24 protein-coding genes and 3 pseudogenes are annotated in these 24,424 nt (G+C 51.8%); 22 read left to right on the top strand and 5 right to left on the bottom strand.

The window, feature by feature from the left end; all coding sequences use genetic code 11:
- Nucleotide 1: 1 nt before the first annotated feature.
- The 7 genes and pseudogenes from DSM2777_RS00690 to DSM2777_RS00665 all read left to right on the top strand — a co-directional run bounded on the left by DSM2777_RS00690 (nucleotide 2) and on the right by DSM2777_RS00665 (nucleotide 5,100).
- The gene (locus DSM2777_RS00690; RefSeq protein WP_061552893.1) at nucleotides 2-991 is read left to right on the top strand and encodes a glycine-rich domain-containing protein; all 990 of its coding nucleotides are present in this window, start codon (nucleotides 2-4) and stop codon (nucleotides 989-991) included.
- Nucleotides 991-1,206: a hypothetical protein gene (locus DSM2777_RS00685; protein ID WP_061552892.1), complete on the top strand. Its 216-nt coding sequence runs from the start codon at nucleotides 991-993 to the stop codon at nucleotides 1,204-1,206. The genes DSM2777_RS00690 and DSM2777_RS00685 overlap by 1 nt, the downstream gene beginning before the upstream one ends.
- Before the next feature lie 63 nt (nucleotides 1,207-1,269).
- Nucleotides 1,270-1,392 (top strand): annotated as a pseudogene (locus DSM2777_RS25140) (DNA-invertase); the annotation flags it as partial.
- 214 nt (nucleotides 1,393-1,606) lie between these two features.
- Nucleotides 1,607-2,008: a hypothetical protein gene (locus DSM2777_RS00680; RefSeq protein ID WP_061552891.1), complete on the top strand. Its 402-nt coding sequence runs from the start codon at nucleotides 1,607-1,609 to the stop codon at nucleotides 2,006-2,008.
- On the top strand, nucleotides 2,005-4,107 hold the full coding sequence (traD, locus tag DSM2777_RS00675) for a type IV conjugative transfer system coupling protein TraD (RefSeq protein WP_061552890.1): 2,103 nt from the start codon (nucleotides 2,005-2,007) through the stop codon (nucleotides 4,105-4,107). The genes DSM2777_RS00680 and traD overlap by 4 nt, the downstream gene beginning before the upstream one ends.
- The gene (locus DSM2777_RS00670) at nucleotides 4,107-4,859 is read left to right on the top strand and encodes a TIGR03747 family integrating conjugative element membrane protein (protein ID WP_061552889.1); all 753 of its coding nucleotides are present in this window, start codon (nucleotides 4,107-4,109) and stop codon (nucleotides 4,857-4,859) included. Before traD ends, DSM2777_RS00670 begins: the two co-directional genes overlap by 1 nt.
- A 1-nt stretch (nucleotide 4,860) precedes the next feature.
- Nucleotides 4,861-5,100: a PerC family transcriptional regulator gene (locus DSM2777_RS00665; protein ID WP_237087807.1), complete on the top strand. Its 240-nt coding sequence runs from the start codon at nucleotides 4,861-4,863 to the stop codon at nucleotides 5,098-5,100.
- Nucleotides 5,101-6,107: 1,007 nt separating this feature from the next.
- Here DSM2777_RS00665 and DSM2777_RS24830 read toward each other — a convergent pair.
- Both DSM2777_RS24830 and DSM2777_RS00655 read right to left on the bottom strand, forming a co-directional pair.
- A pseudogene (locus tag DSM2777_RS24830) lies at nucleotides 6,108-6,272 on the bottom strand (GNAT family N-acetyltransferase); the annotation flags it as partial.
- 212 nt (nucleotides 6,273-6,484) lie between these two features.
- The gene (locus tag DSM2777_RS00655; RefSeq protein WP_061552887.1) at nucleotides 6,485-7,153 is read right to left on the bottom strand and encodes a class I SAM-dependent methyltransferase; all 669 of its coding nucleotides are present in this window, start codon (nucleotides 7,151-7,153) and stop codon (nucleotides 6,485-6,487) included.
- A 333-nt stretch (nucleotides 7,154-7,486) separates the two neighbouring features.
- On the opposite strand from DSM2777_RS00655, the gene DSM2777_RS00650 reads away from it, so the two are divergent.
- The 4 genes from DSM2777_RS00650 (at nucleotide 7,487) to DSM2777_RS00640 (ending at nucleotide 10,460) form a co-directional block, all read left to right on the top strand.
- The gene (locus tag DSM2777_RS00650) at nucleotides 7,487-7,981 is read left to right on the top strand and encodes a 2-thiouracil desulfurase family protein (RefSeq protein WP_024191716.1); all 495 of its coding nucleotides are present in this window, start codon (nucleotides 7,487-7,489) and stop codon (nucleotides 7,979-7,981) included.
- Nucleotides 7,982-8,260: 279 nt separating this feature from the next.
- Entirely contained in the window at nucleotides 8,261-8,611 is a 351-nt protein-coding gene (locus tag DSM2777_RS23565; protein ID WP_071889847.1) for an SH3 domain-containing protein, read from the top strand.
- 18 nt (nucleotides 8,612-8,629) lie between these two features.
- A complete protein-coding gene (locus tag DSM2777_RS00645) occupies nucleotides 8,630-9,850 on the top strand; it encodes an ISL3 family transposase (RefSeq protein ID WP_061552886.1) in 1,221 nt (406 codons plus the stop codon).
- A 79-nt stretch (nucleotides 9,851-9,929) separates the two neighbouring features.
- Nucleotides 9,930-10,460, top strand: coding sequence for a nuclear transport factor 2 family protein (locus DSM2777_RS00640; RefSeq protein WP_335340654.1), 531 nt, complete (start codon nucleotides 9,930-9,932; stop codon nucleotides 10,458-10,460).
- Between the two features lie 227 nt (nucleotides 10,461-10,687).
- On the opposite strand, the gene DSM2777_RS00635 is transcribed toward DSM2777_RS00640, so the two are convergent.
- Together DSM2777_RS00635 and DSM2777_RS00630 are read right to left on the bottom strand one after the other, a co-directional pair.
- On the bottom strand, nucleotides 10,688-10,942 hold the full coding sequence (locus DSM2777_RS00635; RefSeq protein ID WP_061552885.1) for a bacteriocin immunity protein: 255 nt from the start codon (nucleotides 10,940-10,942) through the stop codon (nucleotides 10,688-10,690).
- The gene (locus DSM2777_RS00630; RefSeq protein ID WP_061552884.1) at nucleotides 10,943-13,366 is read right to left on the bottom strand and encodes an S-type pyocin domain-containing protein; all 2,424 of its coding nucleotides are present in this window, start codon (nucleotides 13,364-13,366) and stop codon (nucleotides 10,943-10,945) included. It lies immediately after the preceding gene.
- Between the two features lie 894 nt (nucleotides 13,367-14,260).
- Here DSM2777_RS00630 and DSM2777_RS00625 point away from each other — a divergent pair.
- From DSM2777_RS00625 to DSM2777_RS00575, 11 genes and pseudogenes are all read left to right on the top strand, one after another.
- A complete protein-coding gene (locus DSM2777_RS00625; RefSeq protein WP_061552883.1) occupies nucleotides 14,261-14,578 on the top strand; it encodes an integrative conjugative element protein, RAQPRD family in 318 nt (105 codons plus the stop codon).
- Nucleotides 14,578-14,823, top strand: a complete 246-nt coding sequence (locus tag DSM2777_RS24365; protein ID WP_052184467.1) for a TIGR03758 family integrating conjugative element protein — start codon at nucleotides 14,578-14,580, stop codon at nucleotides 14,821-14,823. Before DSM2777_RS00625 ends, DSM2777_RS24365 begins: the two co-directional genes overlap by 1 nt.
- Before the next feature lie 15 nt (nucleotides 14,824-14,838).
- Nucleotides 14,839-15,189, top strand: a complete 351-nt coding sequence (locus DSM2777_RS24360; RefSeq protein ID WP_061552882.1) for a TIGR03745 family integrating conjugative element membrane protein — start codon at nucleotides 14,839-14,841, stop codon at nucleotides 15,187-15,189.
- Nucleotides 15,190-15,198: 9 nt separating this feature from the next.
- The gene (locus tag DSM2777_RS00610) at nucleotides 15,199-15,573 is read left to right on the top strand and encodes a TIGR03750 family conjugal transfer protein (protein WP_061552881.1); all 375 of its coding nucleotides are present in this window, start codon (nucleotides 15,199-15,201) and stop codon (nucleotides 15,571-15,573) included.
- Entirely contained in the window at nucleotides 15,570-16,229 is a 660-nt protein-coding gene (locus DSM2777_RS00605; RefSeq protein WP_061552880.1) for a PFL_4703 family integrating conjugative element protein, read from the top strand. The genes DSM2777_RS00610 and DSM2777_RS00605 overlap by 4 nt, the downstream gene beginning before the upstream one ends.
- A 68-nt stretch (nucleotides 16,230-16,297) precedes the next feature.
- On the top strand, nucleotides 16,298-17,119 hold the full coding sequence (locus DSM2777_RS00600; RefSeq protein ID WP_237087860.1) for a TIGR03749 family integrating conjugative element protein: 822 nt from the start codon (nucleotides 16,298-16,300) through the stop codon (nucleotides 17,117-17,119).
- Nucleotides 17,116-18,640, top strand: a pseudogene (locus DSM2777_RS00595) (TIGR03752 family integrating conjugative element protein). Before DSM2777_RS00600 ends, DSM2777_RS00595 begins: the two are co-directional and overlap by 4 nt.
- 14 nt (nucleotides 18,641-18,654) lie before the next feature.
- Complete coding sequence (locus DSM2777_RS00590) at nucleotides 18,655-19,041, top strand: hypothetical protein (protein WP_061552878.1); 387 nt, start codon at nucleotides 18,655-18,657, stop codon at nucleotides 19,039-19,041.
- 4 nt (nucleotides 19,042-19,045) lie between these two features.
- Nucleotides 19,046-19,453, top strand: a complete 408-nt coding sequence (locus DSM2777_RS00585) for a TIGR03751 family conjugal transfer lipoprotein (protein ID WP_061552877.1) — start codon at nucleotides 19,046-19,048, stop codon at nucleotides 19,451-19,453.
- A complete protein-coding gene (locus DSM2777_RS00580) occupies nucleotides 19,453-22,272 on the top strand; it encodes a conjugative transfer ATPase (RefSeq protein ID WP_061552876.1) in 2,820 nt (939 codons plus the stop codon). Before DSM2777_RS00585 ends, DSM2777_RS00580 begins: the two co-directional genes overlap by 1 nt.
- A gap of 11 nt (nucleotides 22,273-22,283) precedes the next feature.
- A complete protein-coding gene (locus DSM2777_RS00575) occupies nucleotides 22,284-22,667 on the top strand; it encodes a hypothetical protein (protein WP_237087806.1) in 384 nt (127 codons plus the stop codon).
- A 244-nt stretch (nucleotides 22,668-22,911) separates the two neighbouring features.
- Here the strand turns inward: DSM2777_RS00575 and DSM2777_RS00570 are convergent, their stop codons facing one another.
- Nucleotides 22,912-24,189 (bottom strand): HEPN/Toprim-associated domain-containing protein, encoded by a 1,278-nt coding sequence (locus DSM2777_RS00570; protein ID WP_061552874.1) that lies wholly within the window; start codon nucleotides 24,187-24,189, stop codon nucleotides 22,912-22,914.
- Nucleotides 24,190-24,424: the final 235 nt, after the last annotated feature.

The raw sequence follows: 24,424 nt of genomic DNA, 5'->3' as shown, positions 1-24,424 counted from the left end.
AATGAAAGATGTCATTAACCCAATTAACACATCTGACGGTCTCTTCCATGATGGAGACCAGTCCACTGGTGCCCTCGGCACTATTGTTTCAGCTAAGTTTCAAAATGATGTTCAATCTGCCGTTCAAAATACACAGAAAGAAATCATTTCTGTCATCAAGGCTGCAAATCCCGCAGTAGTTCTTGACCAAACAAAATCAGATCAGTTGCTTACTGCTCTTAAATCTTTATTCCTCCAGACGTCCAATCGTTTCTCAGAGATTGCCGCCGCTGGTCCCTCTGCATTGGCCCTGGCTCTCGCAAACCTTGGTTTATGTGACGGCACAGGCTATGTCGGTCGAATGCTTAGCGCACCGCGCGTCTTTCTTGCCAGCGGACTATACACACCGACACCAGGAACTCGATATATCCGCATCAGAATGACCGGCGCTGGTGCAGCAGGCGCTGGGTCATCTGCTTGCGCAGCGGGATATTCAAGCATTGGTGGAAGCGGTGGCCCAGGTGCCTATCTTGAAGTATTTTTGCCAGTGCCGGCATCAGCGACAATAACAATCGGTGCTGCCGGGATCGGTACAACAGGCAATGTAGCCGGAGGTAATGGCGGAACTACCAGCTTTGTCGCGCCGGGAATTAGCATAAGTTGCCCTGGAGGCACCGGCGGCGTAGCTCCCGTCATGTCATCTGCGGTCTTCATGGTCCAGGGCCAAGCCGCGGCATCCCCATCTGTAACTGGCTCTGTTACGACATTAACGGCAAATGGCGGTGTGTGGTCAGCTGAAGGAATGTCACTAACGCCAACTACGGCCCGGTCGGGGTGCGGGGGGAGTAATCAGATGGGGACGGGGGCAAATGGTGTGGTTGGCGGTCCTGGGCTGACGCCTTACGCTGGGTTTGGCGGCGGCGGATCTGGTGCTGTTTCATTATCATCTGGTGTGGCATATACCGGCGGCAACGGCCTGCCGGGCATGATGGAAATTGAGGAGTACGCATAATGAATCAAGAAGCGGCAGTAACATCGACAGCAACGCAGTACGCTGTAATTGAAAGCGGCATTGTTGTGAATATCGTAATGTGGGATGGCGCATCAGATTGGGCACCGCCAGACGGCAGCGAGGAGGTAAAAATACCAGCTGGCACTATAGCTGGGATAGGCTATACATATGCTGCTGGAGTTTTTACCGCGCCAGCGGCAATTTCAGCAAATTAACTTGCTGGTTCGTTCGGCCATGCGATATTTGGCGCGGTGCTTATATCGATAGCGCTGATGGCTTTTGAACGAACGCGAGCTGGATTAGCAGCAGCCAGGGCTGAGGGCCGGATCGGTGGCCGCCGCTTAGTTATGACCGCTGATGTTGTGGCAAGGGCGCGGCGAATATTTGCAAACGGTGCAACAGAATATCTATCTCGTTTCTGGGTTTAACTGTTGCAGTTCATTTTGCATTGTGCGGAAACTAGTGGTTTTAGGTATGCAAAATATGCCGCAATTCTATGCAAAATATTTTGCGCGGTTACAGTACCCGACGTTTCGCTTATCAGCGGCAATCGTCTGTTAAAACTGCTGTCCGGCAACGCCGGCTGGCAATACATCGATAAGTGAGAGACCGGTTATGACATCCCCTCAATCCTTTATTTCAAAATTCAATCGACTGCGACAGCTGGGCTTTGGTCGTCTTGAAGCATTTGCATTCCTTCTGGTCGATCCATTTCGTTATGGGATAAGCCTGTTTTGGCGGGTGTGTGTCGCAGTGCCTTTCTTCTTAATGGGAGCGTCCACGTTCGGCTTCTGGCTTTTCCTTCCTGTGGGACAACTTGTTGACTTGGCTAGAATAGTTCTGGGAGATCACTACCTGATGAATCAAATAGGGAAGTGTGTCCTTCTCTTTAGCGTGCTGCTGGAGGGAATTCGCTACGTATGGAGTTTGAATGCGTCATTGCTAAAACCGGCAGTAAGCGCGGTAGAAACAGCAGAGGAAAAGGGTAGCGATAATCTGAAGGATAAGCAGCGATGAGCGATCGTTATGTTATGGAGTCCCTTTTGCGACCTGCCGTAGAGCTGTATACGGCAGGTACTGCGTGGAGTGCAACCTACATCTGTCTGACGGCACCCTGGGCCGTTGCCTTGGCCCCTTCTGTCAGTTGGGTCACTGCCGCCGGCTTTGGCGTGTTGGCTCTTCAACGTACGCGGCAAGGGCTGCGTATCTTGCGTTACCGTCGCAATATTAAGCGTTTGCCGCGCTATGAGTTGAGCAGCCGGCAAATCCCCGTCAGCCAGAGGTATTTGTTCCTGGGCCGCGGATTTCAATGGACGCAAAAACACACGCAACGTCTGCTGGAGGCAAGACGGCCTGAAGCGGAACATTATGTTCAGCCTTCCGTTATCTATCGCATGGCTCGCGACCTGGAGAAACGGCTGGAATACAGCCTGCCGTGGCTGTGTCGTCTGACGCAGACCGACTCAATATTCAATCCCGCACGGCCTTTACCGCCAGTGGGAGGCAGTCCTGTTTATCACGGTGTCGAACCTGATGAAAGTGACGTGCTGTATGACCTGGGCGAGCGGGTGGGGCATACGCTTGTGATCGGTACCACCCGCGTGGGCAAAACCCGTCTGGCCGAGGTGCTTGTCACCCAGGACATTCGCCGCGGTGATGTCACGGTAATGTTTGACCCCAAGGGGGACGCAGACTTGCTCAAACGCATGTATGCAGAAGCCCGGAGAGCGGGCAGGGAGAATGAGTTTTACGTCTTTCACCTGGGGTGGCCAGACGTCAGCGCACGTTATAACGCCATCGGCCGCTTTAGCCGCCTCTCTGAAGTAGCTTCACGCGTCGCAGGGCAGTTGTCCGGTGAGGGGAACTCGGCGGCGTTTCGTGAATTCGCCTGGCGTTTTGTGAATATCATCACCCGGGCGCTGGTGGCACTTGGACAGCGTCCTGACTACACCCTTATCCTGCGCTACGTCACCAACATTGGTGAGCTCTATGAAACCTACGTAGAGAATATGCTGGCCTCAAAAGCGCCTCACCTGCTGATGCAGGTGGAGAATTTGCTGTCATCGGGCATGCTCAAAGATAAAGACTTGCCGCGTAACATGCAGGGACAAGCCAACGCGATGCGGGTATGGGCCATTGAGATGACGTTGAGCACGGATGAAGGGAAGAAACTGTGGGATCCGGTACTCGATGGACTGCGAAGCGCAGTTCGCTATGACCGAACCTATTTTGATAAAATCGTGGCCTCCCTGCTGCCCCTGCTGGAGAAACTGACCACGGGCAAGACGGCGGCGCTGCTGGCTCCGGATTACAACGATATGGACGATAAGCGTCCCATCTTTGACTGGCAGGAAGTGATCCGCAAGAAAGGGATTGTATATGTCGGCCTCGATGCACTGTCGGATTCGGAGGTCGCATCGGCCGTTGGCAACAGCATGTTTGCAGATTTGGTTTCAGTCGCCGGCCATATCTATAAATTTGGTCTGGCAGATGAAACCGGCATCGCCACGCAAAAGAAAGTTCCCATTAACCTGCACTGCGACGAGTTTAATGAGTTGATGGGGGATGAGTTCATCCCGCTTATCAACAAGGGGGGCGGTGCCGGTATCCAGGTGACGGCGTACACCCAAACCCTTTCAGATATTGAGGCTCGCGTGGGTAGCCGTGCGAAGGCGAACCAGGTAGTCGGTAACTTCAACTCACTGATTATGCTGCGGGTACGTGAGAACAGCACGGCGGAGCTGCTGACCAGTCAGTTGCCAGAAGTGGATGTGTACAATAAAACCCTCACGTCTGGCGTGACCGACGTTTCGCGCCCGGGTGAGGGAACCGATTTTAACAGTAACGTGCAGGATCAGGTAACGCTGGCCAGAATGCCGATGATAACGCCAGCGGATATCATCAACCTCCCTAAGGGACAGGCATTTGCCCTGCTGGAAGGGGGGCGGCTGTGGAAAATCCGGATGCCGTTACCGGGGAGCGGTAACGACCCATTGATGCCGGAAAGCATCAGCCGCATCGCAGAATATATGCAACAGAATTATCGCACCGGCGAAACCTGGTGGACGGGCAGCGCCTTACCTTCTGATGCCCTGGCGGCATCTGCGGAGGGATAATGGCCGAGGAGAAAGTTCAGCAGAGACAGCAGACGGTTCCGCCCAAACAACCCGGTCTGTTCATTACCCTGTTCTGGCTGATGCCCTGGAAGGTGGTTGGGATATTACTGGCCTCTCTTCTGGTCAGCCTGCTTATCGAATATGCCGGCATGACCTTTATCTGGGCCGGTGAGGGTGCCGAACACAGCCGACAAGTCATGTTAACGGAAAGCGGTTATTTGTCTGAAGGCTTTACCCGCAGCCTGATACTGTCACAGCCAGTGGTAGTCATCAGCGCGTGGATACAACAGGCGTATCAATGGATTTTTGTGGATACCGGATTTATCAGCTGGGTGAATAACGCCCGCAGTGTGCACAGTCAGGGCGGTACAGTAGAGACGCTTAGCCGGGCTGGTAGCTGGCTGGCAAGGGCATTGTGGGAATATTTACAGGCCACGGTGTATGTAACGATTATCTTCGCCATTCGCGTGGCTATCCTGGTGTTGTCAGTACCGTTATTTATCATGGTAAGCGTTATCGGTATTGTTGACGGCCTCGTTCGTCGGGATTTACGTCGCTACGGCGCTGGTTATGAGTCCAGCTTTGTTTACCATCACGCGAAGCGTTACGTGAAACCGGCAATGTACGGCCCCTGTATGCTCTATCTAGCCTGGCCAACGGCGGTATGGCCTAATTTGCTTCTGTTACCCTCGGCGATGATGTTGGGTTTTGTGCTGACGGTCGTGACCGGTGCATTCAAAAAGTATCTTTAAGATGAACATGACGTTAAAAGATGAACAAGCTGAGATGATTGAAGAGCGTGGTTGGTGGTATCGGGCAGCCCGCCGTTGGCTGGATGTGCTCGATCTCACTGTTGATGATTCTGTTCGTGAGGCAATTGTCAGGCGACGGGAACATTGTTTGAACATGTCCGGTCAGATAGCACCCGATCAGCGTCGTCGGGAAAATCGTAAGCGATACAAACAACAGCTACGATATGGCGATGGTTATTAGAGACCTAAAACCATTGTTTATCTGAAGGAAATAAATATGACAGTCCGCTAGGGCCATAGCGGATGTCACTAACATTCCGTACATTAATAAACAGGGAACAGGTCAGTTGAATGAAATGAAATTAGGTTTGAACTATAAATGTGATGTATTAGCTCAAACTTGAGCTGACATAACTACGGCACAAGTCAAAGCTAATCTGACAGGCAGCTCTGTGCCAAAAGCGGAAGTTGGAGTGCTAGAGGCTCCCTAAAAGTTGATGGTTCGTTTTGCAGGGCTACTTACAGCTGGGGTGCGTGGGGGATAAAATTGTCCTGGATTCGAGCGGTAATAGCAAAAAAAAGGCCGAGCGTCGGCCAAAATAAAGGTGGTGATTCTATTTATTAATAATGGATTACATGGATGTAACGACCATAATTATATGGCAGTTTTTTTATAAAAAAAGTACTTTTCCAGCCAATACTACTTATTGGTGATAGATACTTTAAATTTTATTTTTGTCGTTTTTTTTGAAAAGAAATACTGGATTTTCAGTGAAATTGTCTGCGTGTAATTTTGACAATGAGAGAGTGGAGAGTATGTTGACTCCTGCCTTGATGCCGATTTTGGAGAAATAGAATGCTTGTTGCCCTGCGGTTTCTATAGTTGCTAGCAGGGATGAACATCAAGATTTGTCACACAGGCGTAATGGTAAATGCTAAACTTCGACGGCTATTTGGAGGTCACTATCTTTGTTCACGCGATCGATGATCCTGTGAACAATTTCATAGCTTTTCCCATTGTGAGTTTTTATATCGCCCGCAGCATAAATGCGATTCTCAGATGTCTTCACTACTGGAAGTTTCTCGCCATTTTTATCAAAGAAAATCCATTCATAATTATACATATAGCACCATTTTAAGTTGTTTTTTGTTATATATATTATACCGGATAAAAGAATGTCGTTTCATTTTTTTAGCGATGTTCGAGAATCAGTACTTCGTTCGGTGATTTTGTTCTGGCGGTATACAGTGTTTAAGCCATCGAGCCAAAACATCGCGGGCATAATCAATATCAGGATACGGTCCTGCAGGATTAAACGTATTTTTAGCAGGGTCGCCATAAATTCTGAAAAGGTCATCTCCGTCTGAGTTGATTACGGCGCGAAGATGCAGTCGAGAGGTAGTTTTCGGCAAAATGTCTCCTGAGTTTTTGATTCATTCAATGAGTTATCTTGCTGTTTTTATAACCAGAATCCTTCAGGTTCACAACAGGGATGTTATGTTTAAAATGATGAAAATATTTAGTAGTCCTCAGTAAACGTCTGCTGTTCGCTCATAACTGCCAGGAGTTAGCTTGGTGCTTAACAATCACATTACACTTTATCAATCTTACCAATTGGATGAGCTTAGAGTGCAGAGCAAACGAGAGTTGCATGATCCCACCATGGGTTATTATTAATCTTTGTAGCGCGAACGGTAAATTGTGCTTCCCGCACCTCATCCAGCAATGCCTGAAGTGGTCGTAAGGTACGCCAAGGTTGACCATTCTTTAGCAATTGATGTTTTTCGATATCATAACAGTCAATGTCTTCAGGGTTGTGGGGGCTCCCACACATGGAACTGATCACAAAGTGCCCTTTGGGTTTAAGAACTCGTTTTACTTCAGCCAGGCAGCGTTGCCGGGCTTCTCCAATAAGACAATGCAAACAACTACCATCAACAATCAGATCAAATTCTAAATCTGAAAATTGAGGTAGGTTGCAGACATCACCAACAATAAAATGGGCGGTGAGATTAGCTTGTTGAAAGCGTTCTTCAGCCCATTTGATTGCAGTTTCAGCTAAATCTACTCCCCAAACTTCATAACCATGCTCGGCGAGATACTGCGCTGCCATTGCGCCATTTCCACATCCAAGCTCAAGAACCTTTGCTCCAGATGGTGGAAGATATTCATGTATGCTGAGCCAGGAAAACACCCGTTCCTGCTGTTCTTTCGCCCTTACATAACCATCTCCAGCCCATGCTGTAGCACCGTTCGCTATCAGTTCACGATACTGTTTCTCGTAAATATTCATATTGGACATGCCTTATACTCAGCAAATAATCAGCTGTTACTGTATAGCCAAATAACGTGGATATGAAGACGACAATAAAGGTAAAGCGACAGCGCCGCAGTGTCTCCTGTAGAGGAAAAGTTATGGATTGAGAGTCATATTGAACCGTTGCCCGTGCTCAAGGCACACTGTTTTCAGCCATATCGTTGTTATCCCTGGCGAGATATTTTTGTGACAACGGCGTACGGTCCGCTTTTCACTCTTAGCGACGTATTGACCCTGCCACAGGCATGTCTATGTAAAAAGTGAAAGTGTTATAATTCAAGCATTCATTTGCCCTGATATACGATAACGATGATAAATAAAATACTGGTAAGTGCTTGCCTAATGGGGTTCAAGGTGCGCTATGACGGAAGTGAGAAAGCACAAATGACCGATCAGTTGCAGCGCTGGCAGAAAGAGCAGCGTCTTGTGATCCACTGTCCTGAACTGGCCGCTGGGTTGCCAATTCCACGTCCCTCAGCTGAGATTGTTTCTACTGATGGTAAAGACGTAATGAAGGCGCAGGTCAGAATACTTGAAATTACGGGGCAGGATGTAACTGAGCACTATCAGCTTGCCGCCTGGTTGGCCTTACGTACAGCTCAGGAGTCAGGTTGTACCGCTGCGTTGTTAACCGACGGCAGTCCAACATGCGGTAGCCAATTCATCTATGACGGTTCATTTAGCGGCCAACGTAAGTCAGGTATGGGAGTCGCAGCTTCGCTACTCACTGAACATGGTATAGCCGTGTTTTCTGAGAAGAGGCTCGCCGATCTCATTGCCTGGATTGATGAGAAAGAACGCTGAACATATTTTTCATTGAGATACGAAAAGAAATCAGCTTTTTTGTTTATTCCTGGACACCTTCTCAGGCCGCTTAGTGCCAAAAGCGGAAGTTTGTGACACAACCTATCCGCTGAGAGGACTAATGCCACACTTTGTTGTGCCATCGCCGACACGATTGCTACGCGTTGAGGCTATTCATTCTGAAGAATATTGTCTAATTACTGTGAATACACGGGTCTTCCCCTGTTGTGGTGGCTATTGTAGGATTTTGGCTGTTCACCGAACAATGGGAGATGTCACTTGAATAATGCTGCTGTTGTCATCAAAAATTACACTTCTGCTTTTCCTGACCCCATTTCGATAACGAAGAATGATACTGTCGTTATCAGCCATTGTGACCTTGAATATCCGGGGTGGGTATGGATAACACTCCCCTCAGGCAAAGCCGGATGGGCTCCCCAACAAATATTTTCTCCCCTCAGTTCTAATGAAGTTACCTGTCTTGAAGACTACACGGCCCTTGAATTATCAGTCAGGTCCAGCGAGAAAATTACTGTCATCAAGTCTCTTAATGGCTGGTACTGGGCGCTTAAACACTCTGGAGAGTCTGGTTGGGTGCCAGAAGAATGTGTAAATCTTTTAAGTATCTAATCAACCCGGAGCACTTTCATGGACGAAAAATCCCTCTATGCTCATATCCTTAACCTGTCCGCACCGTGGCAGGTTCAGTCCCTTTCCCTTGATGAAAAATCCGGTTCTGTGACGGTCATTGTCGGCATTGCTGGGCACGCACAACTAACCTGCCCAACCTGCGGTAAATCCTGCTCCATACATGATCACCGGCGGCGTAAATGGCGTCACCTTGACACCTGTCAGTTCACCACGCTGGTTGAGGCTGATGTCCCCCGCGTTGACTGCCCAGAGCACGGTTGCCAGACACTGCCGATTCCCTGGGCAGGGCCAGGCAGCCGCTACACTTTGCTGTTCGAGGCCTTTGTTCTCTCATGGCTGAAAGTCAGCACCGTGGATGCTGTCAGAAAGCAACTTAAACTCAGTTGGAATGCCGTGGACGGCATTATGATGCGCGCAGTCAGACGAGGATTAGCCCGGATAAAACAACCCTTATCGGCGCGTCACCTCTGCGTAGATGAAGTTGGGTTCAAAAAAGGACATCAGTACGTCACCGTAATCTCTGACAGGCAAGGACGGGCTTTGCAACTGACCGATGATCGCGGTGTAGAAAGTCTTGCCAGTTATCTGCGTAGTCTGAGAGATCACCAGCTTGATGAGATAAAAACGCTGTCTATGGACATGAACATGGCCTATATCAGTGCAGCCCGCATCCATCTCCCAAATGCCGTCGATAAAATCGCCTTCGATCACTTCCATGTGGCAAAAATGTTGTGCGCCGTCGTTGATAAAACCCGCCAGGCTGAGATGAAACAGATCCCGTCGTCAGAAAGGAAAGATGCCCACCGCTCACGCTACCTGTGGTTTTACAGCAAACAAAACCGCCTCGGGCGCCGGGCTGAGAGGTTAGAAGTTGCCCGTCTGGTGTTACCCCAAACGAGCCAGTGCTGGGCAATGAAAGAGCTTGCTCGGGATCTTTGGCACCGCAGGTATGACGATCATAGCCGTAAGCTGTGGCAGGAATGGATGGCGATGGCCAAAGACACCGGCATACCGCTCATGGCCAGCGTTGCCCGCATGGTGGCAAAGCGCCTTTACGGCATCCTGAATGCAATGAAAAACCGGGTATCGAACGGCAATGCGGAGTCTCTGAACAGTAAAATACGGCTGCTGAGGATCAAATCACGAGGCTTCAGGAATAAAGAACGGTTCAAGCTGGGTGTAATGTTCCACTATGGGAAACTGAATATGGCGTTCTGAGTCTCCCACCATGATCGGGGAAGACCCCTATATATACATTGCTTTAATGCGTTTTGATATGTGTTAATTATGAAAATGAATGGCTTGTGGCTCTTCAGAAAACCAATTTATGCAAAACGTCTACTTCTTGCTCATAGATGCCCTTTGGTACTCCTATGCCAAAAGCGGAGGTTACCTCTCGGGGGCATTAAAGATTAGCCTTAGCTATTATGATAAATTCATTCAATTGCAGGGTTCAATTAGGGTGAGAAAAATGCTCTTGGAAAAGCTGAAAGCACTTGAATGCAGTCTTCACGGTGTCCGGCGGAATGATCGGAAATGGCTTGAACAGATATTGCATCCCGAATTTCGGGAAATTACACGGTCAGGTGTAATAGTTGACCGCACGGAGACGATAGCATCTCTGGCTGACGAATTAAGTCCAACGATCATTCTTAGCAGTGATTTCCGGCTGCTCAGCATAGGGGAGTGCTGCGCCATTCTGCACTACAAGACGTTTAATTCGGACGGCAGCCGAGCATCCCTACGTTCTTCTTGCTGGGTGTATTCTGACAGGGGGCAATGGGAGTTGGCTTTCCATCAGGGAACACCAGTGGCGGGTGCGGTATAAGTTTGACGATGACACGCTAAAAAAGCCACCAGCCGGTGGGTATCTCTTACAGACATGAAAAGCCAATGTCAGCTCCTCGCTCAAACCGGACTGTCAGATTTGATGATGTTCTACCTACGAAATCTGTCAGTTCAAGTCTGAGCTAATCCATGTAAGCGTAGGGCTATTTCCGAATATCTGCTAATCATCGATACGACCCCCATATGAGGGCCGTATCGACTTTGCTATTACGATTTGAAGCCAGGTTTACCGTTAGCAGCTCGCCATTCTTTAACTTCTTTTACAACTCCTTCAGGACTGTCTTCCCTGTCATCATTGGGATAATAAATAAGATCAGAACCCGATGGGTGTTCGGTCAAGCGTTTGAATTCAAGAATTTTTTTTGTATCTTCTTGTTCCGTCGTGCTTTGTACGTTAAAAAATTGCTTAACGAACTCTAAGAACTCAGACTCGGTATAGTCCGAAATTGTTTTGTTCTCCATTTACTTACCCTCTTTATGTATTTCAATATGACGCTTTGGTGTTGTTACTCGTAGATTATCGATATCGTAAACCGAACCACTGTTTTTAATCTGTTCTATATGATGCAACTCATATTTTACACGCCCACCAACTTGTTCCACTTCTCGCGGCACAGGTGCTTTACCCGCTTGCATATTCCCTAAGTTACCCGCTTTGAACTGTTTATTTAGAATTGGATCTTTTCCCACTTCCGACCAAAATGCCTGACGGAACGCGTCAAAATTCCTGAACGTCCTTCCGCGTAATTTGTCGGCGATCTGACTCGGGAGCGGCGCACCATCACCCACACCGGCGTTCCCAAGCCAGTTATCCCCAACGGGCTGGCCTTTACCACTGACGGTACCGGGCATATTCCGGGGGCTGCGCAACATCACGTACAGCGGTTTCAGCCCGGACTCTGCCGGAAAAATCAGAATGACGTCTCTAAAATCCAGATCGTCTGCCACCGGCGTCGTGGTGACCGTCACGCCCTGTGGCGCGGAGACTGGGTTTCCTGTATGCACAATGTTTTCAGGCAATGGAACCGGACCGCTCATCGTCAGAGGCGTGTTTACACCAGGCGCATCTGCAGGACTCACCAGAATGGTCTGTGCCGGCACACCCGCCATTGTCGGCAGCGTATAACTCCAGTAACCGGTTTTATTATCCTTTACAGCTCTTACGACCGGAACGCTGCCGGCAATACCGGTACGTACCAGTTGCGCTTCTAACGTACCATTTTCACGCATAACCATTTGACCGCGAACGGGCATAGAAATACCCACGTTCGTATCAGCCGCATGATTTAATACCGCAGAATCGGGCAAAGACAAGACGTCTCCGGAGATCAACGTACTGATATCCCGTCCCGGTACCACATCACTGCCCACACCTACTTTGCTTGAATACAGCAGCCCCACAATCGTCACGGCTACCGGGCCAGCCAGACTTGCCGTGGCAATACCGCGCAATTCGGCGAGGGCTGCGCTGATTCTGCCCCAGGCAGCGCCGACGACATCCTCACCCAGCACAATGCCGCCCTCGGATGCTACAGCCCAGCTAATGGGTGTACCGGTCATAGAAGCACTCACAGGGATCCCACGGACAGACTGAATACTGATTGTTCTCAGCGAGTCAGCTGCAACCTGGCGTGCCTGCATAGCCTGCGCGAGTTTCGCTGCGGCGGCTTCTGCCGCCTGACGTTGTCGTTCAGCCTCTGCTGCTCGGGCGGCGGTTGCTGCCGCTGCCGCGGCGGCCTCTGCGGCCTTACGTTGCCGCTCAGCTTCCGCAGCGCGTGACGCAGCCTGCTGTGAAGCTGTCAACGCAGCCTGCGCAGCCTGTCGACGGGTTTCTGCATCACGTGCGGCCACCGCCGCCGCCGCACTGGCCTGCTCTGCCGCACTGGCCTGGCCAGCCTGCTGATTGGCAGAGTTACGAGTGTTTGTTGCGTTCGTCCGCGCCGCATTCAACGTGCTACCGGTGAGTTCAGTGACAAAAATGCTGACAGTTCGATCATTTTTCCCACCAACATCACGTGCTTCCCAGTGACCATAGTCACCGTTCCTTTTAGTGAGCTTGGCGGCCTGTGCATTCAGCTGGTTAGCACGTAACGCCGCCTGTTGCGCAGCGGACTCGGCTGACTGAGCGGCCTGTCGAAGATTCACCGCGTTTTGCGCAGCGACATTCGCTGCCTGCTGCAAACGCGACTGCTCTGCGGTCGCAGTATTCAGATTCGCCTGAGACTGAGAAACCGACTGATTCAGCCCCGCAATGCCTGCAGCGGCAATCGCCGCCTGTCTTTGTTTTTCAGCTTCCGCAGCTGCAGATGCTGCCGCCTCCGAGGCTGCAGCGCCTGCTTTCTGATGCTGAGATATTGCACTCTGAAGATCGCTCAGAACCTGAGTAACGGCCTGGGCCATCGTTTTTTTAGCGGCATTATCGGTTGTTCGGGTTGCTGTATGACCATTGCTTCCGCCGGTTTCATAACTTTCTGTCACTTTATCCGGCATCAGGTCATGGGCGCGCTGCCAGGCCTGAACAATCTGGTCACGTGCAACAGGCTGTTGAACAAGAGCTAAAGCATCAAAAGCCGCGCGCAATATTCGATAAGATGCGGTAGACGTTACTGCGACGAGTAAGTTACTCAGGCTTTCTGAAATGGTGGCGTTAATCAACGACGTATTAACTGGTCCAGAGCCAGCCCAATTACTGCCTACAGAACCGGATGACCCCGAAGCGCTGCCGGTATCATGCCCGCCTGCATTGCCAGTTCCTGTATTCGTACTGCCCTCATCAACATGAGATAGATTTACACGCACAGAGCCGTCAGAATCATAGGTCACCGGAGGCCCATTAAAATAGCCCGTGGGAACCTTACCGTCACCGTTATAACTGAATCCAGGCATAGTCTTTTCCTCTTTCAATCATTATATTTTTTACTTACGGGAAGTGTGGTATGCGTTTTATGGCTCACTAACTAACATCAGGTTCGCTATATTTAGTGCTCTGCCATACCACTGATGCTGTATATATATATATGTTTTTACATACAGTGTTTGCATGCTATGCCTGAATTGCGGAGGCCGTCAACGTGCCCAGTTATGAGGGAAATTATTACTTATACAAAAGGTTTTAATTTATTTGTTGTTTTAAATCATCATGATGGGTTTGTTGCTAGGTGATGGGATTTAACATAAGGCCAACTTTCTTCGCCGTTTCGGCAGTTCTAAGAGCGCTGGCACAACAAAGACCTCGTTCTAAAAGAACCTTACTACCAAAATACCGCTGATGAATTCTAGGAACCAAAGCCAGCTATAAACATAAAGGGGTGAGGGCTAGTCGGTTTCTAAAAACGAATCACCGCAGGGACTTTATTTGAGCATGCCCTTCTAGTTCTCCGCATTTATTGAAACGTATTGTTCTTAAGCAATCTGTCGACGCACTGCTGGCAAGTTTAATAAGGGGGCAGAATGTCCGCTTCACACCCTGTTCTAAAAGCAGCACGAAGAAATAGCCGGGGTTGGCTTTGAGCTAATAAAGGAAGCAGGGAACAATAATTGATGCTTACCCAATGCTTTTGGTCGTCTAAAGTGTACTTGAGAACCGCATTGATTCTCATGGGTTGCATTATCAAACCTGGTTGAAAAACATATATTCCCGAAGTCTTGGTATAACCACATTCATCCTGGAATCAGACTTTTTCATTTTAATTTTTACCCTGCCATAAACACTTTCCTGCTGCTCTCCCTGTTCGGTTGCGTCAGTCTTTCCCCGCAACCTTAAACACACAGGAGAGCGTCATGCGCCCAACCCCAGGACTCTGCGTACTGCTGCTGGCTATGTGCAGCTTCAGCTCGTTCCCGACGCAGGCTTCCGAAAAAGATGAACTGGCCCTGGTGATGCGTCAGCTTGATCAGGTTCAGGCCGGACTGGACAGGGCTCGCGTCCTGGCCAACCAGAATGGTCAGGATGCCCGTTTCTACTTCGACTACCTCAGCGCAACCCGCGACATCACCACGATGAAGCAGGGCATAGCGCGCTATCTGGAACCTTCCCGCGCTCAGCCTTCGATACCGATGTCAGTCACTGGCCAGTACCGCGGCGAGGAGGATCGCTGATGTCTATGACCTCTGCTCAGCAGTCTGGCTGGAGTGCCGGCACTGGCGGCGGCATGGAACCGTCGGCTCTCAATTTGCTGATTTTAGGTCTGCTGGGGGCTGTGCTGTTTCTGTTCGTTGCCTGGGTGCTGGTGACGGCCTATCGCGGCGTGTCTGACAAATCCATTCCCATGAGCAAACTGCCGGAATCGGCCATCCGTCTGGTGATTCTGCTGCTCGTAACACTCTTCCTGTTTTTCCACTGAAGTAAGGGTAATTATATGAAGTTAATGACATTTTTTCGTAACAAATTTTCCCTGCTGGCAGGCAGCACCCTTTTTTATATCGGTAATGCCCTGGCTGACCTTCCGCCCATTGAGCAGCCTTCATCAGGAGGCGGGAGCGGTACCTATGCCACCATCAAAGGCTATTTGCGCGACGGTCTGACGCTGGGCGGTCTGATTATTGCGGCTGTGGCCTTTATCGTTGTCGCTAATGCGGCAATCAGCTGCTTCCATCACGTCCGTCAGGGTAAGGCGACCTGGACGGAATTCGGCACCTTCGTGATTATTGGCGTCATCTTGCTGGTCGTCGTTATCTGGCTTGTCACCAAATCCAGCGACATCATCTGAGGAGGCGGTATGGCCGTGATCGAGTTTTTACCTGACCGTCTGAATACCCCGCCCGTCGTCTGGAGAGGCTTTACCGCCGGAGAATTTCTTCTGGCGGCCGCGGTGGGTTTTGTACTCGGTATCCCGGTCTCTCTTCCTCTGGTCTTCATCCCCGCAGTCGGCTGGATTGCGATCCCGACTTGCATGCTGATTATGCCCATCATCGTGGTGTTTATCGGCGGGCGCTGGGTCAGTAATTACAAACGCGGAAAACCAGACAACTATCTGTGGCGTCGGCTGGAGGAGCTGCATGCCCGTGCCGGGCTTTTTCGGGGGCTGATCGTCCACAGCCGGGCATGGGCGCTGCGGCGTACGCGCCCGGTTAAACGGGGAGTTATTCAATGAGCCGTTTTCGCAATGCGGTAAGCGCACGCGACAACCATATTTTTACCCTTCGGCTGGTGTGCGGCATGTTGTTTGTTGCGCTGCTGACAACCAGCACTGGCTGGATGCTGGCACCCCGTAACCTGACCATCCACAATCCGCCCGATCTGCGGTCGGGCAGTACCAAAAAATGGTGGGAAGTGCCGCCGTCAACGGTGTACAGCTTTGCCTTTTACATTTTCCAGCAGCTCAATGCTTGGCCCAAAGACGGGGAGGTGGACTATCCGGCAAAGATTGCCCAGATGAGTCCTTTCCTGACGCCTGCCTGCCAGGATTTTTTGAATAAGGATGCCGAATTTCGCACCAACAGCGGCGAGCTGAAAGACCGCGTGCGTGTGGTTTACGAGATCCCCAAACGCGGTTACAGCAGTAAAAGCGTGGAGATCAAATCCGAGGATGAATGGGTGGCCCGCCTTGATCTGGTGGCGGACGAGTATTACCACACCGAACCGGTTAAGCGGGCGATGGTGCGTTATCCGATAAAGGTGATCCGCTGGGAGGGGGACCCTGAGCGTAATCCATTTGGGCTGGCCATGGACTGCTATGACGGTGTGCCGCAGCGTCTGGAGGCGATGCCTGTCCAGGCACCGGAGAAGAAAACGGGGGTATTCCAGTGAAATTAAACATCCTGGTAGCCGGTGGGTTACTGATAGCAACGGCCGGTGCCGCCCATGCCGTGGAGCTGATGAAGTGGGAACGGATCCCTCTGCAGATACCGCTCAACGTGGGACAGGAGCGGATCGTGTTCGTGGACAAAAACGTGCGGGTGGGTTTTCCACCTTCCCTTAACGGCAAGCTGCGGGTGCAGAGCAGTGGAGGGGCGGTCTATCTGGATGCCACCGACGCGTTTCCTGTGACGCGCCTGCAGTTGCAGAACAAGGAAAACGGCGAAATTATCCTGCTCGACGTCAGCGCGGCGGCGGGGAAAGCAACCCGTGAGCCGGTTCAGGTGGTCTATGACGGTGAGGTGTCGTCAGCCTCTGCCAGCGATAAAACCCAGGTCAGCGGTGCCGGCAACAGCGGGCAGCCGGCAACCACTCAGGGGGAGGGGACAACAGAACGACGTAAACCCGCGAAGCTGAATGCGCCGCTACCTGTGGTGTTGACCCGCTATGCCGCGCAAAGCCTTTATGGGCCGCTGCGGACGGTTGAAGCGGTGCCGGGCATCAGTACGGTCGCCCTGAAATTACCGTCCCGGGTCACGACCCTTTATCCCTCAGCGCCGGTGATGGTCAGCCCGATGGCCGCCTGGACCCTCAATGGTTACAGCGTGGTGGCTCTGCAGGTACGCAATACGTCGGCGGCAAAAGTCATTCTCGATCCCCGTGAACTGGACGGGCAATTTGTGTCGGCGACGTTCCAGCACCGGTGGTTAGGAAATGCCGGGACGCCGGAAGATACCACGGTGTTGTATCTGGTGGTTGAAGGCCGTCCGGAAGGGGCTTTCCTGGCCGAGCCCGCCGTGACGCCCGTTCATGCCAAAAAGTCGCGGAGTTCCCGTCAATGAAAATCAAATCCAATGGTTTAGTCAAACTCATGGTGCCTCTGGCCATCCTTGGCGCGGTGTTTATCGGCGTCAAATCCTGCTCATCAGGCGGCGAGAAGAAAGCGCAGACCACGGCCGGAACGGTCGTTCCTGACCTGACGCCGGAGGATATGAAGGCCATGGGCATCGAGGGGGACACGCCGCAGGATACCCTGAGAACGCTGGTCGGCAGCCTGAAGACGGTGACCAAAAGACAAAATCAGCTCGATGCGGACAATAAGAGCCTGGCTGAGGAAAACAAGAACCTTAAGCAGACTAACCAGAACGTCGATGAGCGTATTAATCAGGCGGTGGTCAATGCGCAGTCCGTGGCTGACAAGGAGCAGAGCCAACTGAAGAACCAGGTGCAGGATCTGACGGCAAAAATAGGCGGCCTCATGCAGCAGTTACAGGATAAAGGCAGCCGTACCCAGGAGACGGTGACAGGAAATTCCTCCACGGTCGGCAGCGATATTCCTGTGGGATTAGGCCTTGAGGGCAGTGGCACTCCCGCCCCCGCGGCGGGCAGCGACGGGCTTCAGTGGATTGAGCCGAAAGACGGCGTAGCCGTCGATGCCAGCGGCAAACCCGTGGGAGAGGGAAACACCAATACTGCCAGCGGGTTCTCCTTTGCCACCTCTTTTATGGACGACAACGCCATTACCCGTCAGAAAGCGGAGCTGGTCAACAAAACGAATACCGGCCAGACGCTGAGTGGCAATAAAGCCGCCGAAGGGCCCGTAGACCCGGTGTATACCCTGCCTGAGAACTCTACCTTAATCGGCAGTCGGGCGATGACCGCGCTGCTAGGCCGCGTTCCCATCGATGGGAAAGTGACTGACCCTTACCCCTTCAAAGTGCTGATAGGAAAAGACAACCTGACCGCAAACGGCATCGATCTGCCGGATGTGCAGGGGGGCTGTCGTATCCGGTACGGCGACAGGAGACTGGACGTTGTCGTGCGTGCGCGGCTCAGTGACTAGCATTACGTTTGTGTTTTCAGACGGTACCGTACGCACCCTGCCAAGGCCTGCCGGGCAGGCTGACAGTCAGGGTGGAGGCCAGGGCGAAAGCAACGGGAATGCCGGCAGTATTGGCTGGTTGTCTGATGAAAACGGTATTCCGTGCCTTTCCGGTGAGCGCAAATCCAACGCCTCAACTTACCTGCCGACGCTCTTTGCGCTGGGGGCCAGCAGCGCGGCGGGTGATGCCCTGGCCCAGAACCAGAACAGCACGCAGACCAACGGATATGGCGGGGTGACCTCTACGCTGACGGGGGATGCCGGGCAGGCCGTGTTGGGCAAGGCCTTGTCCGGGGGCATGCGGGATACGGCGGACTGGGTGAAAGCCCGCTATGGCCAAACCTTTGATGCCATTTACGTGCCGCCGGGCATGAAGGTGGCGATCCATATCACCAAACAGCTTGCCATTGATTATGAAGAGAAGGGCCGCAAGGTGAACTATGGCTTTAGCCTGAGCCAGGCCGGTACCGGTCTTGATTAAGGGGGGATGTCGGGATGGTTTCAGACTCAGCACAGGCATTGTTTCTCTCACTCATCACGCATCAGGTCACGCCCTGGCAGTCCGTTTGTCACTCCCCTGCAGTGGCAGGGCACGGGGCGAAGGAAGTGAGTGCACTGCTGTTTTCTGGCGTGCTGCAACCGATGTGGTGGTGCTGTCGTGGACCGGGGCCGGTCGCTCCCCGCAAAAAGAATTCACTCAGCTGGATGGTCGCGCTGGTCAATGACCCGACGCCTGCGGCGGCGCAGCTTTGGCTGCCCGCTGCGGCATTACGGATCCCGCGTGTCACAGGAGAGCTTCAGCGAAAGGCGCTGGACAGATTTTTACTGCGTTGTTTTCAGGACTTTGCTTCAGCGGATGAACTCTACAAGAAAGGCGGGTAGGCGAATGAAAAAGAGAAGAACACTTCTGATGTATGCAGGGGTACTTATGCTGCTGAGCGGCTGCAGTACCAGTAAAGACACGATGTTGCCCCCGGGCGACAGTACCATGCTGGAGTTGTGGAATGATGGTGCATCGACGACGCACGCGACCGGGGAAGGACGCACTACGCTTCGCCGATCGCTCAACGATAGTGAACGCACCGTATCAACGCAGGTGGCAGAAAGTTACAGCCGAACGCAGGAAAATGAAATACAGCAGACGTTTCCACGCCTGCCCAATCCGGACATGGTGATGTACGTTTACCCGCACATCGCCGAGGGCAATGCGCCGGTGCCGGGATACAGCACGGTGTTTCCGTTCTACAGCCAGATCCAATATGCCCTGCCGGGCGAACGCACGGGAGAGTTGTAATGTTTTCACTGTTTCGTCGTCAACCCGATACCTCAGACGAACAGCTTACCGGCAACGGACCCTTCGCGGTTGAGGGACATGAGCCGTTCAGCCGTGAGGGGCGGTTCACCCACAGCGATGAGGCCAGAGCCTATGGCCTGCAGCCGTCGATTATTGATTATATGCCTTGGGGCGAATATCTCCCGGAGGGGCGCTGCCTGCTTCTCGATGACGGCGTGTCCGTCGGCGCCGTGTTTGAAGTAATTCCTGTGGGCACGGAGGGACGTCCGGCCGAACGTCTGGAAGAAATCCGCGACGTGGTGGAGGATGCGCTGCAGGACAGCCTGCCGGAGCTCGACGGGAACCAGTGGGTAGTGCAGTTTTACTGTCAGGATGAAACTGACGTGACGGCCTATATGGATAAGCTGCGGGGCTATGTCAAACCTTGGGCACAGGGGACGCCGTTTACCCGCGCCTGGCTGGCCGAAACTGAACGACATATGCAAAGCATTTCAGTAGAAAAGGGGCTTTTTGAGGACAAGATTGTCACCGGCGCGCCCTGGCGTGGTCAGACCCGTCGCACGCGCATGGTTATTTATCGTTATGTCGAGAAGAATGCCCGCGATCCGCTCCCGCCCGCCGTCCTGCTTAATCAGGTGTGTGACCGGCTGACCTCGGCGCTGGCCGGCGCCGGCATTCGCTGTGAGCGACAAAACGGAGAGCAGATCCACAGCTGGCTGCTGCGTTGGTTTAATCCGAGTCCACAGTGGGTGGCTCCCGAGGTGCTTTACCGTGCTGCACGGCACGACGACGGCGAATCGGACAGCCTGCCTATTCTGAATGATTTTAGCGAAACCCTGTGGTTTACGCGCCCGCGCAGCGATGCCGAGCGCGGAGTATGGTGGTTTGATAACGTCGCTCATAAGGCCGTGCCGGTCGAACGCTTACGCCGCGCGCCGCAAACGGGCCATCTGACCGGTGAAGTCCGACGGGGGGAGAACATCAATACCCTGATGGACCTGATGCCGGAGGGTACCATGATTGCTATGACGCTGATTGTGCAACCGCAGGATGTGCTGGAAGAAGAATTCAGCCGTCTGGGGCGCAACGCCATGGGGGAAAATATTGAATCTACCCGCGCCCGCGAGGATGCCAAAAAAGCCCGGGAATACCTGGGCGACCAGCATAAGCTGTACCGGTCTGCGCTGACGTTTCTCCTGCGCGCGCCCGACCTTAACAGCCTCGATAAGCGCTATCTCGATATCAGTGCCAAACTGCTCAATGCCGGGCTGCAGCCGGTAAATCCTGAGCACGATGTGGCTCCGCTGAACGGATATCTGCGTGCCATGCCGATGTGCTTTAACCCGTCGGTGGATAAAAACCACTGGTACAGCCGGCTGACGTTTGTGCAGCATTTTGCATGCCTGTTGCCGGTTTTTGGCCGCGATACCGGCACCGGTAACCCGGGTTTTTCCTTCTTCAACCGCGGCGGCGCTCCGCTGACCTTCGATCCGATGAACAAAGATGACCGCACGCAGAACGCACACCTGTTGCTGTTCGGTCCAACCGGCTCAGGTAAATCGGCCACGCTTTGTGCTTCGCTGTCTCAGCTGATGGCGGTACACCGTTCCCGGTTATTCCTGCTGGAGGCGGGAAACTCGTTTGGGTTGTTTGCAGATTACTGTGAGTCGCTGGGGCTGACCGTCAATAAAATCAGTGTGAAGCCGGGGAAAGGTGTCTCGCTGGCCCCCTTCACCGATGCCCATCTGTTGCTCCAGGCCTCACCCGATGAGCTGGTCATTGATGAGTCAGCCCTGCCCGAGCTTGATGCCGGCACGGGCGATGAGGAAGACGATGAAAAACGTGACATCCTGGGGGAAATGGAAATTGCGGCGCGTCTGATGGTAACCGGCGGGGAGGCGGCCGAGGAGGCCCGCATGACACGGGCCGATCGCGGGATGCTGCGTGAAGCTATCCTCGCGGCGGCGCGCACATCCTTTAATGAGAACCGGCAAATGCTGCCTGAGGATCTGATGCATGCGCTGGAAAATATTGCACGCGATAACTCAAAAGATGCCGACGGCCGCGAACGCAGAACGGCCAGCCGGCGGGCGCGTGCGGAAGAAATGTCAGAAGCGCTGCGCATGTTCACCGAAGGATTTGAGGGCGAGCTGTTTAACCGGCCAGGTACGCCGTGGCCGGAGGCGGACGTCACATTGATTGATTTGGGAACGCTTGCCCGCGAAGGTTATGAGGCGCAGATGGCGGTGGCGGTCATTGCCCTGGTCAATACGGTGAACAACATTGCCGAACGTGACCAGTATCTTGACCGTGAAATCAATATGGTTATTGATGAGGCCCATATCGTGACCACGAACCCGCTGCTGTCGCCTTACATGACCAAGGTGGTAAAGATGTGGCGTAAGCTCGGCGCCTGGCTGTGGCTGGCCACCCAGAACCTTGCAGACTACCCGGATACGGCGGAAAAAATGCTCAACATGGCCGAATGGTGGCTGTGTCTGACCATGCCGCCGGATGAGGTTGAGCAAATTTCACGTTTTAAAAAGCTCACGATTGAGCAAAAAGCCATGCTGTTGTCGGCGACCAAGCTCCCGCGTTGCTATACCGAAGGTGTGGTCCTGGCCAAAAGGGTGGAGGCATTGTTCAGGGCGGTGCCGCCCAGCCTGTACCTGGCACTCGGGATGACAGAAAAAGAAGAAAAAGCGGAGCGGCGTGCGCTGATGAATGAATACCATTGTACTGAACTGGAAGCGGCGTTTCACGTAGCCCGAAAGCTTGATAAAGCCAGGGGAATACTCACTGACGCGAGGGCGGTATGAGACGACTGGGAATGTTACCACCTGCCGTAGTCAATGATAATGAAGTGAGTCTGGCCGTCATGTTTGATGTGCCACCGCAGGGAGACGCCCGTATCGGTGTCACTCATCATGGTCAGCTTATGACGCTCTGTGACCATATCCGAAAGCGTCTGCAGTCGCCGGCGCTTCTCTCGATGCGAGCACACCGGGTGGGCACGCTCAATTGTGTTTCCGTACATCTGAAAGATAATGCAGGGGCCACACTGGATTTATTGATCACCATTACAGGTAACACCGTCTGGCCGGATGATAATGAGTATGCGCGGGGAGCCAGATGGTATATCAATGTTGCGGATGCCACTGACATGATGTGGTTGCTGAAATCACTGGATGTGTTGACTGTCAAAGAAGGATAAATAGGGAAACAGGAAACAGGAAACAGGAAACTGGCGACGGCTGCTCAAATCTTTTGTGCAGACGACGCCAGTTGAACAAGCCGCAGGCGCGTTAGCTGAATTAGCTCAGACTTGACTTGATACAACTACGACACAAGCCAAAGCTAATCTGATAGGCAGGTCTTGCCAGAAACGGATGTTGGTAAACCTTCAGTATCCGGATATTCATGATCATCATGAAGATGAAATTTTGTGGGATAGAATCTTATTTATCCTCACCTTCTTCGTTGTCTTTAGCAAGCGCATCCAGAATTTGCTGATCAATATTCTCTATGCACTGCATCACTAGATTTAATAATTCCATAACATGAGCGCTGGTGACAAGAATAGCCTGCCCATTCGTCGATTTACCATTACGGTGCACGATATCATGTCGCTTAAGCACAGCACGATTTAGCTCAGGTACCAGGGCACTGGGGAATTCAATAAGCAATACATTCCGCAATATATTATTAGCATTTTGAATATTATGAAATGAAATCTCTTCGAGCTTTACAGAGAGTAAGTTATCTAGTTTATCAAGGAAAATATAAATATCCTTAACCTCCAGCTTTTGCTGTTTATTATCAAAAACTCCTGATTTTTCAACAAAACGGCGTTTTACCGCTTCATTATGCAATACTTCTCGTTTCACAATGTCGCCGATATAAGCTTCCATTGCGGTGATGATGCTGGAAAAGCACATCCGTTGAAGAACCAGATCGTCAGATTTCAGGGCAGAGAGCAGCTTTAAATCGTTCATCGATTGGCGAAAATTCCGGAACGGAACAGTCGTTCCCTTCTGTATTTCTTCTAAATCTTCGAAATCTTCTTCATATCCTGCCCAGATTAGGTCTGCGATGTTAAGTTCACAAACAGCATCCTCCGGAAAAGAATCAAGAAAAGCCCTGATAAAGATGTTTGGGTCATTTCCAGGGAAGTTAAACAATCCAGTAATCGGATATTCTGAAAAGAAAGGTACATTGCTAAGCATGGCGCAAAGCAATGGTTCATTACTTTCTTTATACCACTGTGCGTCACTAAACGAATCATGAAAACGCCCTTCCTCCGTCATACGCTTAGTAGCCTGAGGAAAGAGCGCAATCCAATCACTCAGTGCCGAGTTTGCTATCGCACCAATGTAGTTCTTATAAACCACTATTTCCTTAGAATAGTGGTCGCTGACCTCATCCGAATGATCACTTTTATGAAGAGAGTCTTGCAGTAAGTCAATTGTGTCCTCTATCGAAGAAATTACCTTTTTTCGATATTCACAGAAGTGCGATTCGCAAGCCTTAATGTCATAGCCTGCCAGTGTCATACGTCTGCGGATAGTGGAAATTGAGGTGCGATAACCAATAAAGACATCCTGGCTATACTCACCGTCATAGTGGGGAGGAACCATTCTCACGCGATCGTTATTACGAAAAAACCAAGTATCGTGATGATTCTGGAAGCTCTCAATCTCAAAGCCGTTGACATCAATACCAACCCACGTAGACATGGTGCTTTCCTTTATGTCTCAAAAGCTAAATATTATACAGTGCCTGCATCGCGTTTGCGGTAGCCGTATTCATACAATCTACGTAGCCAACTTGCGCTTCACGCCCTGAGCAGACCTTCAGCGTCACGTGTTTGTCTGCTGTCTGCCAACACTGGAAGTTGCTAACAACAATCTGTGTTAATCATTAGGGAACAGGTCAGGGTCTTTTGTATGTCATGACCTGCATGAAAACCAC

The organism is Obesumbacterium proteus, assembly GCF_001586165.1.
Taxonomy (GTDB): Bacteria; Pseudomonadota; Gammaproteobacteria; order Enterobacterales; family Enterobacteriaceae; genus Hafnia; species Hafnia protea.
Note: the sequence above shows the minus strand (reverse complement) of the source record. Positions and strands in the feature narration are given on the sequence as shown.

Bases quoted from the DNA above. Each gene is read 5' to 3' on its own strand.
- DSM2777_RS00690 (WP_061552893.1), top strand. From the start codon at position 2: ATGAAAGATGTCATTAACCCAATTAACACATCTGACGGTCTCTTCCAT.
- DSM2777_RS00645 (WP_061552886.1), top strand. From the start codon at position 8,630: ATGGACGAAAAATCCCTCTATGCTCATATCCTTAACCTGTCCGCACCG.
- DSM2777_RS24360 (WP_061552882.1), top strand. From the start codon at position 14,839: ATGAAGTTAATGACATTTTTTCGTAACAAATTTTCCCTGCTGGCAGGC.
- traD (WP_061552890.1), top strand. From the start codon at position 2,005: ATGAGCGATCGTTATGTTATGGAGTCCCTTTTGCGACCTGCCGTAGAG.
- DSM2777_RS00625 (WP_061552883.1), top strand. From the start codon at position 14,261: ATGCGCCCAACCCCAGGACTCTGCGTACTGCTGCTGGCTATGTGCAGC.
- DSM2777_RS00600 (WP_237087860.1), top strand. From the start codon at position 16,298: ATGAAGTGGGAACGGATCCCTCTGCAGATACCGCTCAACGTGGGACAG.
- DSM2777_RS00590 (WP_061552878.1), top strand. From the start codon at position 18,655: ATGGTTTCAGACTCAGCACAGGCATTGTTTCTCTCACTCATCACGCAT.
- DSM2777_RS00575 (WP_237087806.1), top strand. From the start codon at position 22,284: ATGTTACCACCTGCCGTAGTCAATGATAATGAAGTGAGTCTGGCCGTC.
- DSM2777_RS00635 (WP_061552885.1), bottom strand. From the start codon at position 10,942: ATGGAGAACAAAACAATTTCGGACTATACCGAGTCTGAGTTCTTAGAG.
- DSM2777_RS00630 (WP_061552884.1), bottom strand. From the start codon at position 13,366: ATGCCTGGATTCAGTTATAACGGTGACGGTAAGGTTCCCACGGGCTAT.
- DSM2777_RS00610 (WP_061552881.1), top strand. From the start codon at position 15,199: ATGGCCGTGATCGAGTTTTTACCTGACCGTCTGAATACCCCGCCCGTC.
- DSM2777_RS00650 (WP_024191716.1), top strand. From the start codon at position 7,487: ATGATAAATAAAATACTGGTAAGTGCTTGCCTAATGGGGTTCAAGGTG.
- DSM2777_RS00665 (WP_237087807.1), top strand. From the start codon at position 4,861: ATGAACATGACGTTAAAAGATGAACAAGCTGAGATGATTGAAGAGCGT.
- DSM2777_RS24365 (WP_052184467.1), top strand. From the start codon at position 14,578: ATGTCTATGACCTCTGCTCAGCAGTCTGGCTGGAGTGCCGGCACTGGC.
- DSM2777_RS00580 (WP_061552876.1), top strand. From the start codon at position 19,453: ATGTTTTCACTGTTTCGTCGTCAACCCGATACCTCAGACGAACAGCTT.
- DSM2777_RS00685 (WP_061552892.1), top strand. From the start codon at position 991: ATGAATCAAGAAGCGGCAGTAACATCGACAGCAACGCAGTACGCTGTA.
- DSM2777_RS00585 (WP_061552877.1), top strand. From the start codon at position 19,046: ATGAAAAAGAGAAGAACACTTCTGATGTATGCAGGGGTACTTATGCTG.
- DSM2777_RS00570 (WP_061552874.1), bottom strand. From the start codon at position 24,189: ATGTCTACGTGGGTTGGTATTGATGTCAACGGCTTTGAGATTGAGAGC.
- DSM2777_RS00640 (WP_335340654.1), top strand. From the start codon at position 9,930: ATGGCTTGTGGCTCTTCAGAAAACCAATTTATGCAAAACGTCTACTTC.
- DSM2777_RS00680 (WP_061552891.1), top strand. From the start codon at position 1,607: ATGACATCCCCTCAATCCTTTATTTCAAAATTCAATCGACTGCGACAG.
- DSM2777_RS00655 (WP_061552887.1), bottom strand. From the start codon at position 7,153: ATGAATATTTACGAGAAACAGTATCGTGAACTGATAGCGAACGGTGCT.
- DSM2777_RS00605 (WP_061552880.1), top strand. From the start codon at position 15,570: ATGAGCCGTTTTCGCAATGCGGTAAGCGCACGCGACAACCATATTTTT.
- DSM2777_RS00670 (WP_061552889.1), top strand. From the start codon at position 4,107: ATGGCCGAGGAGAAAGTTCAGCAGAGACAGCAGACGGTTCCGCCCAAA.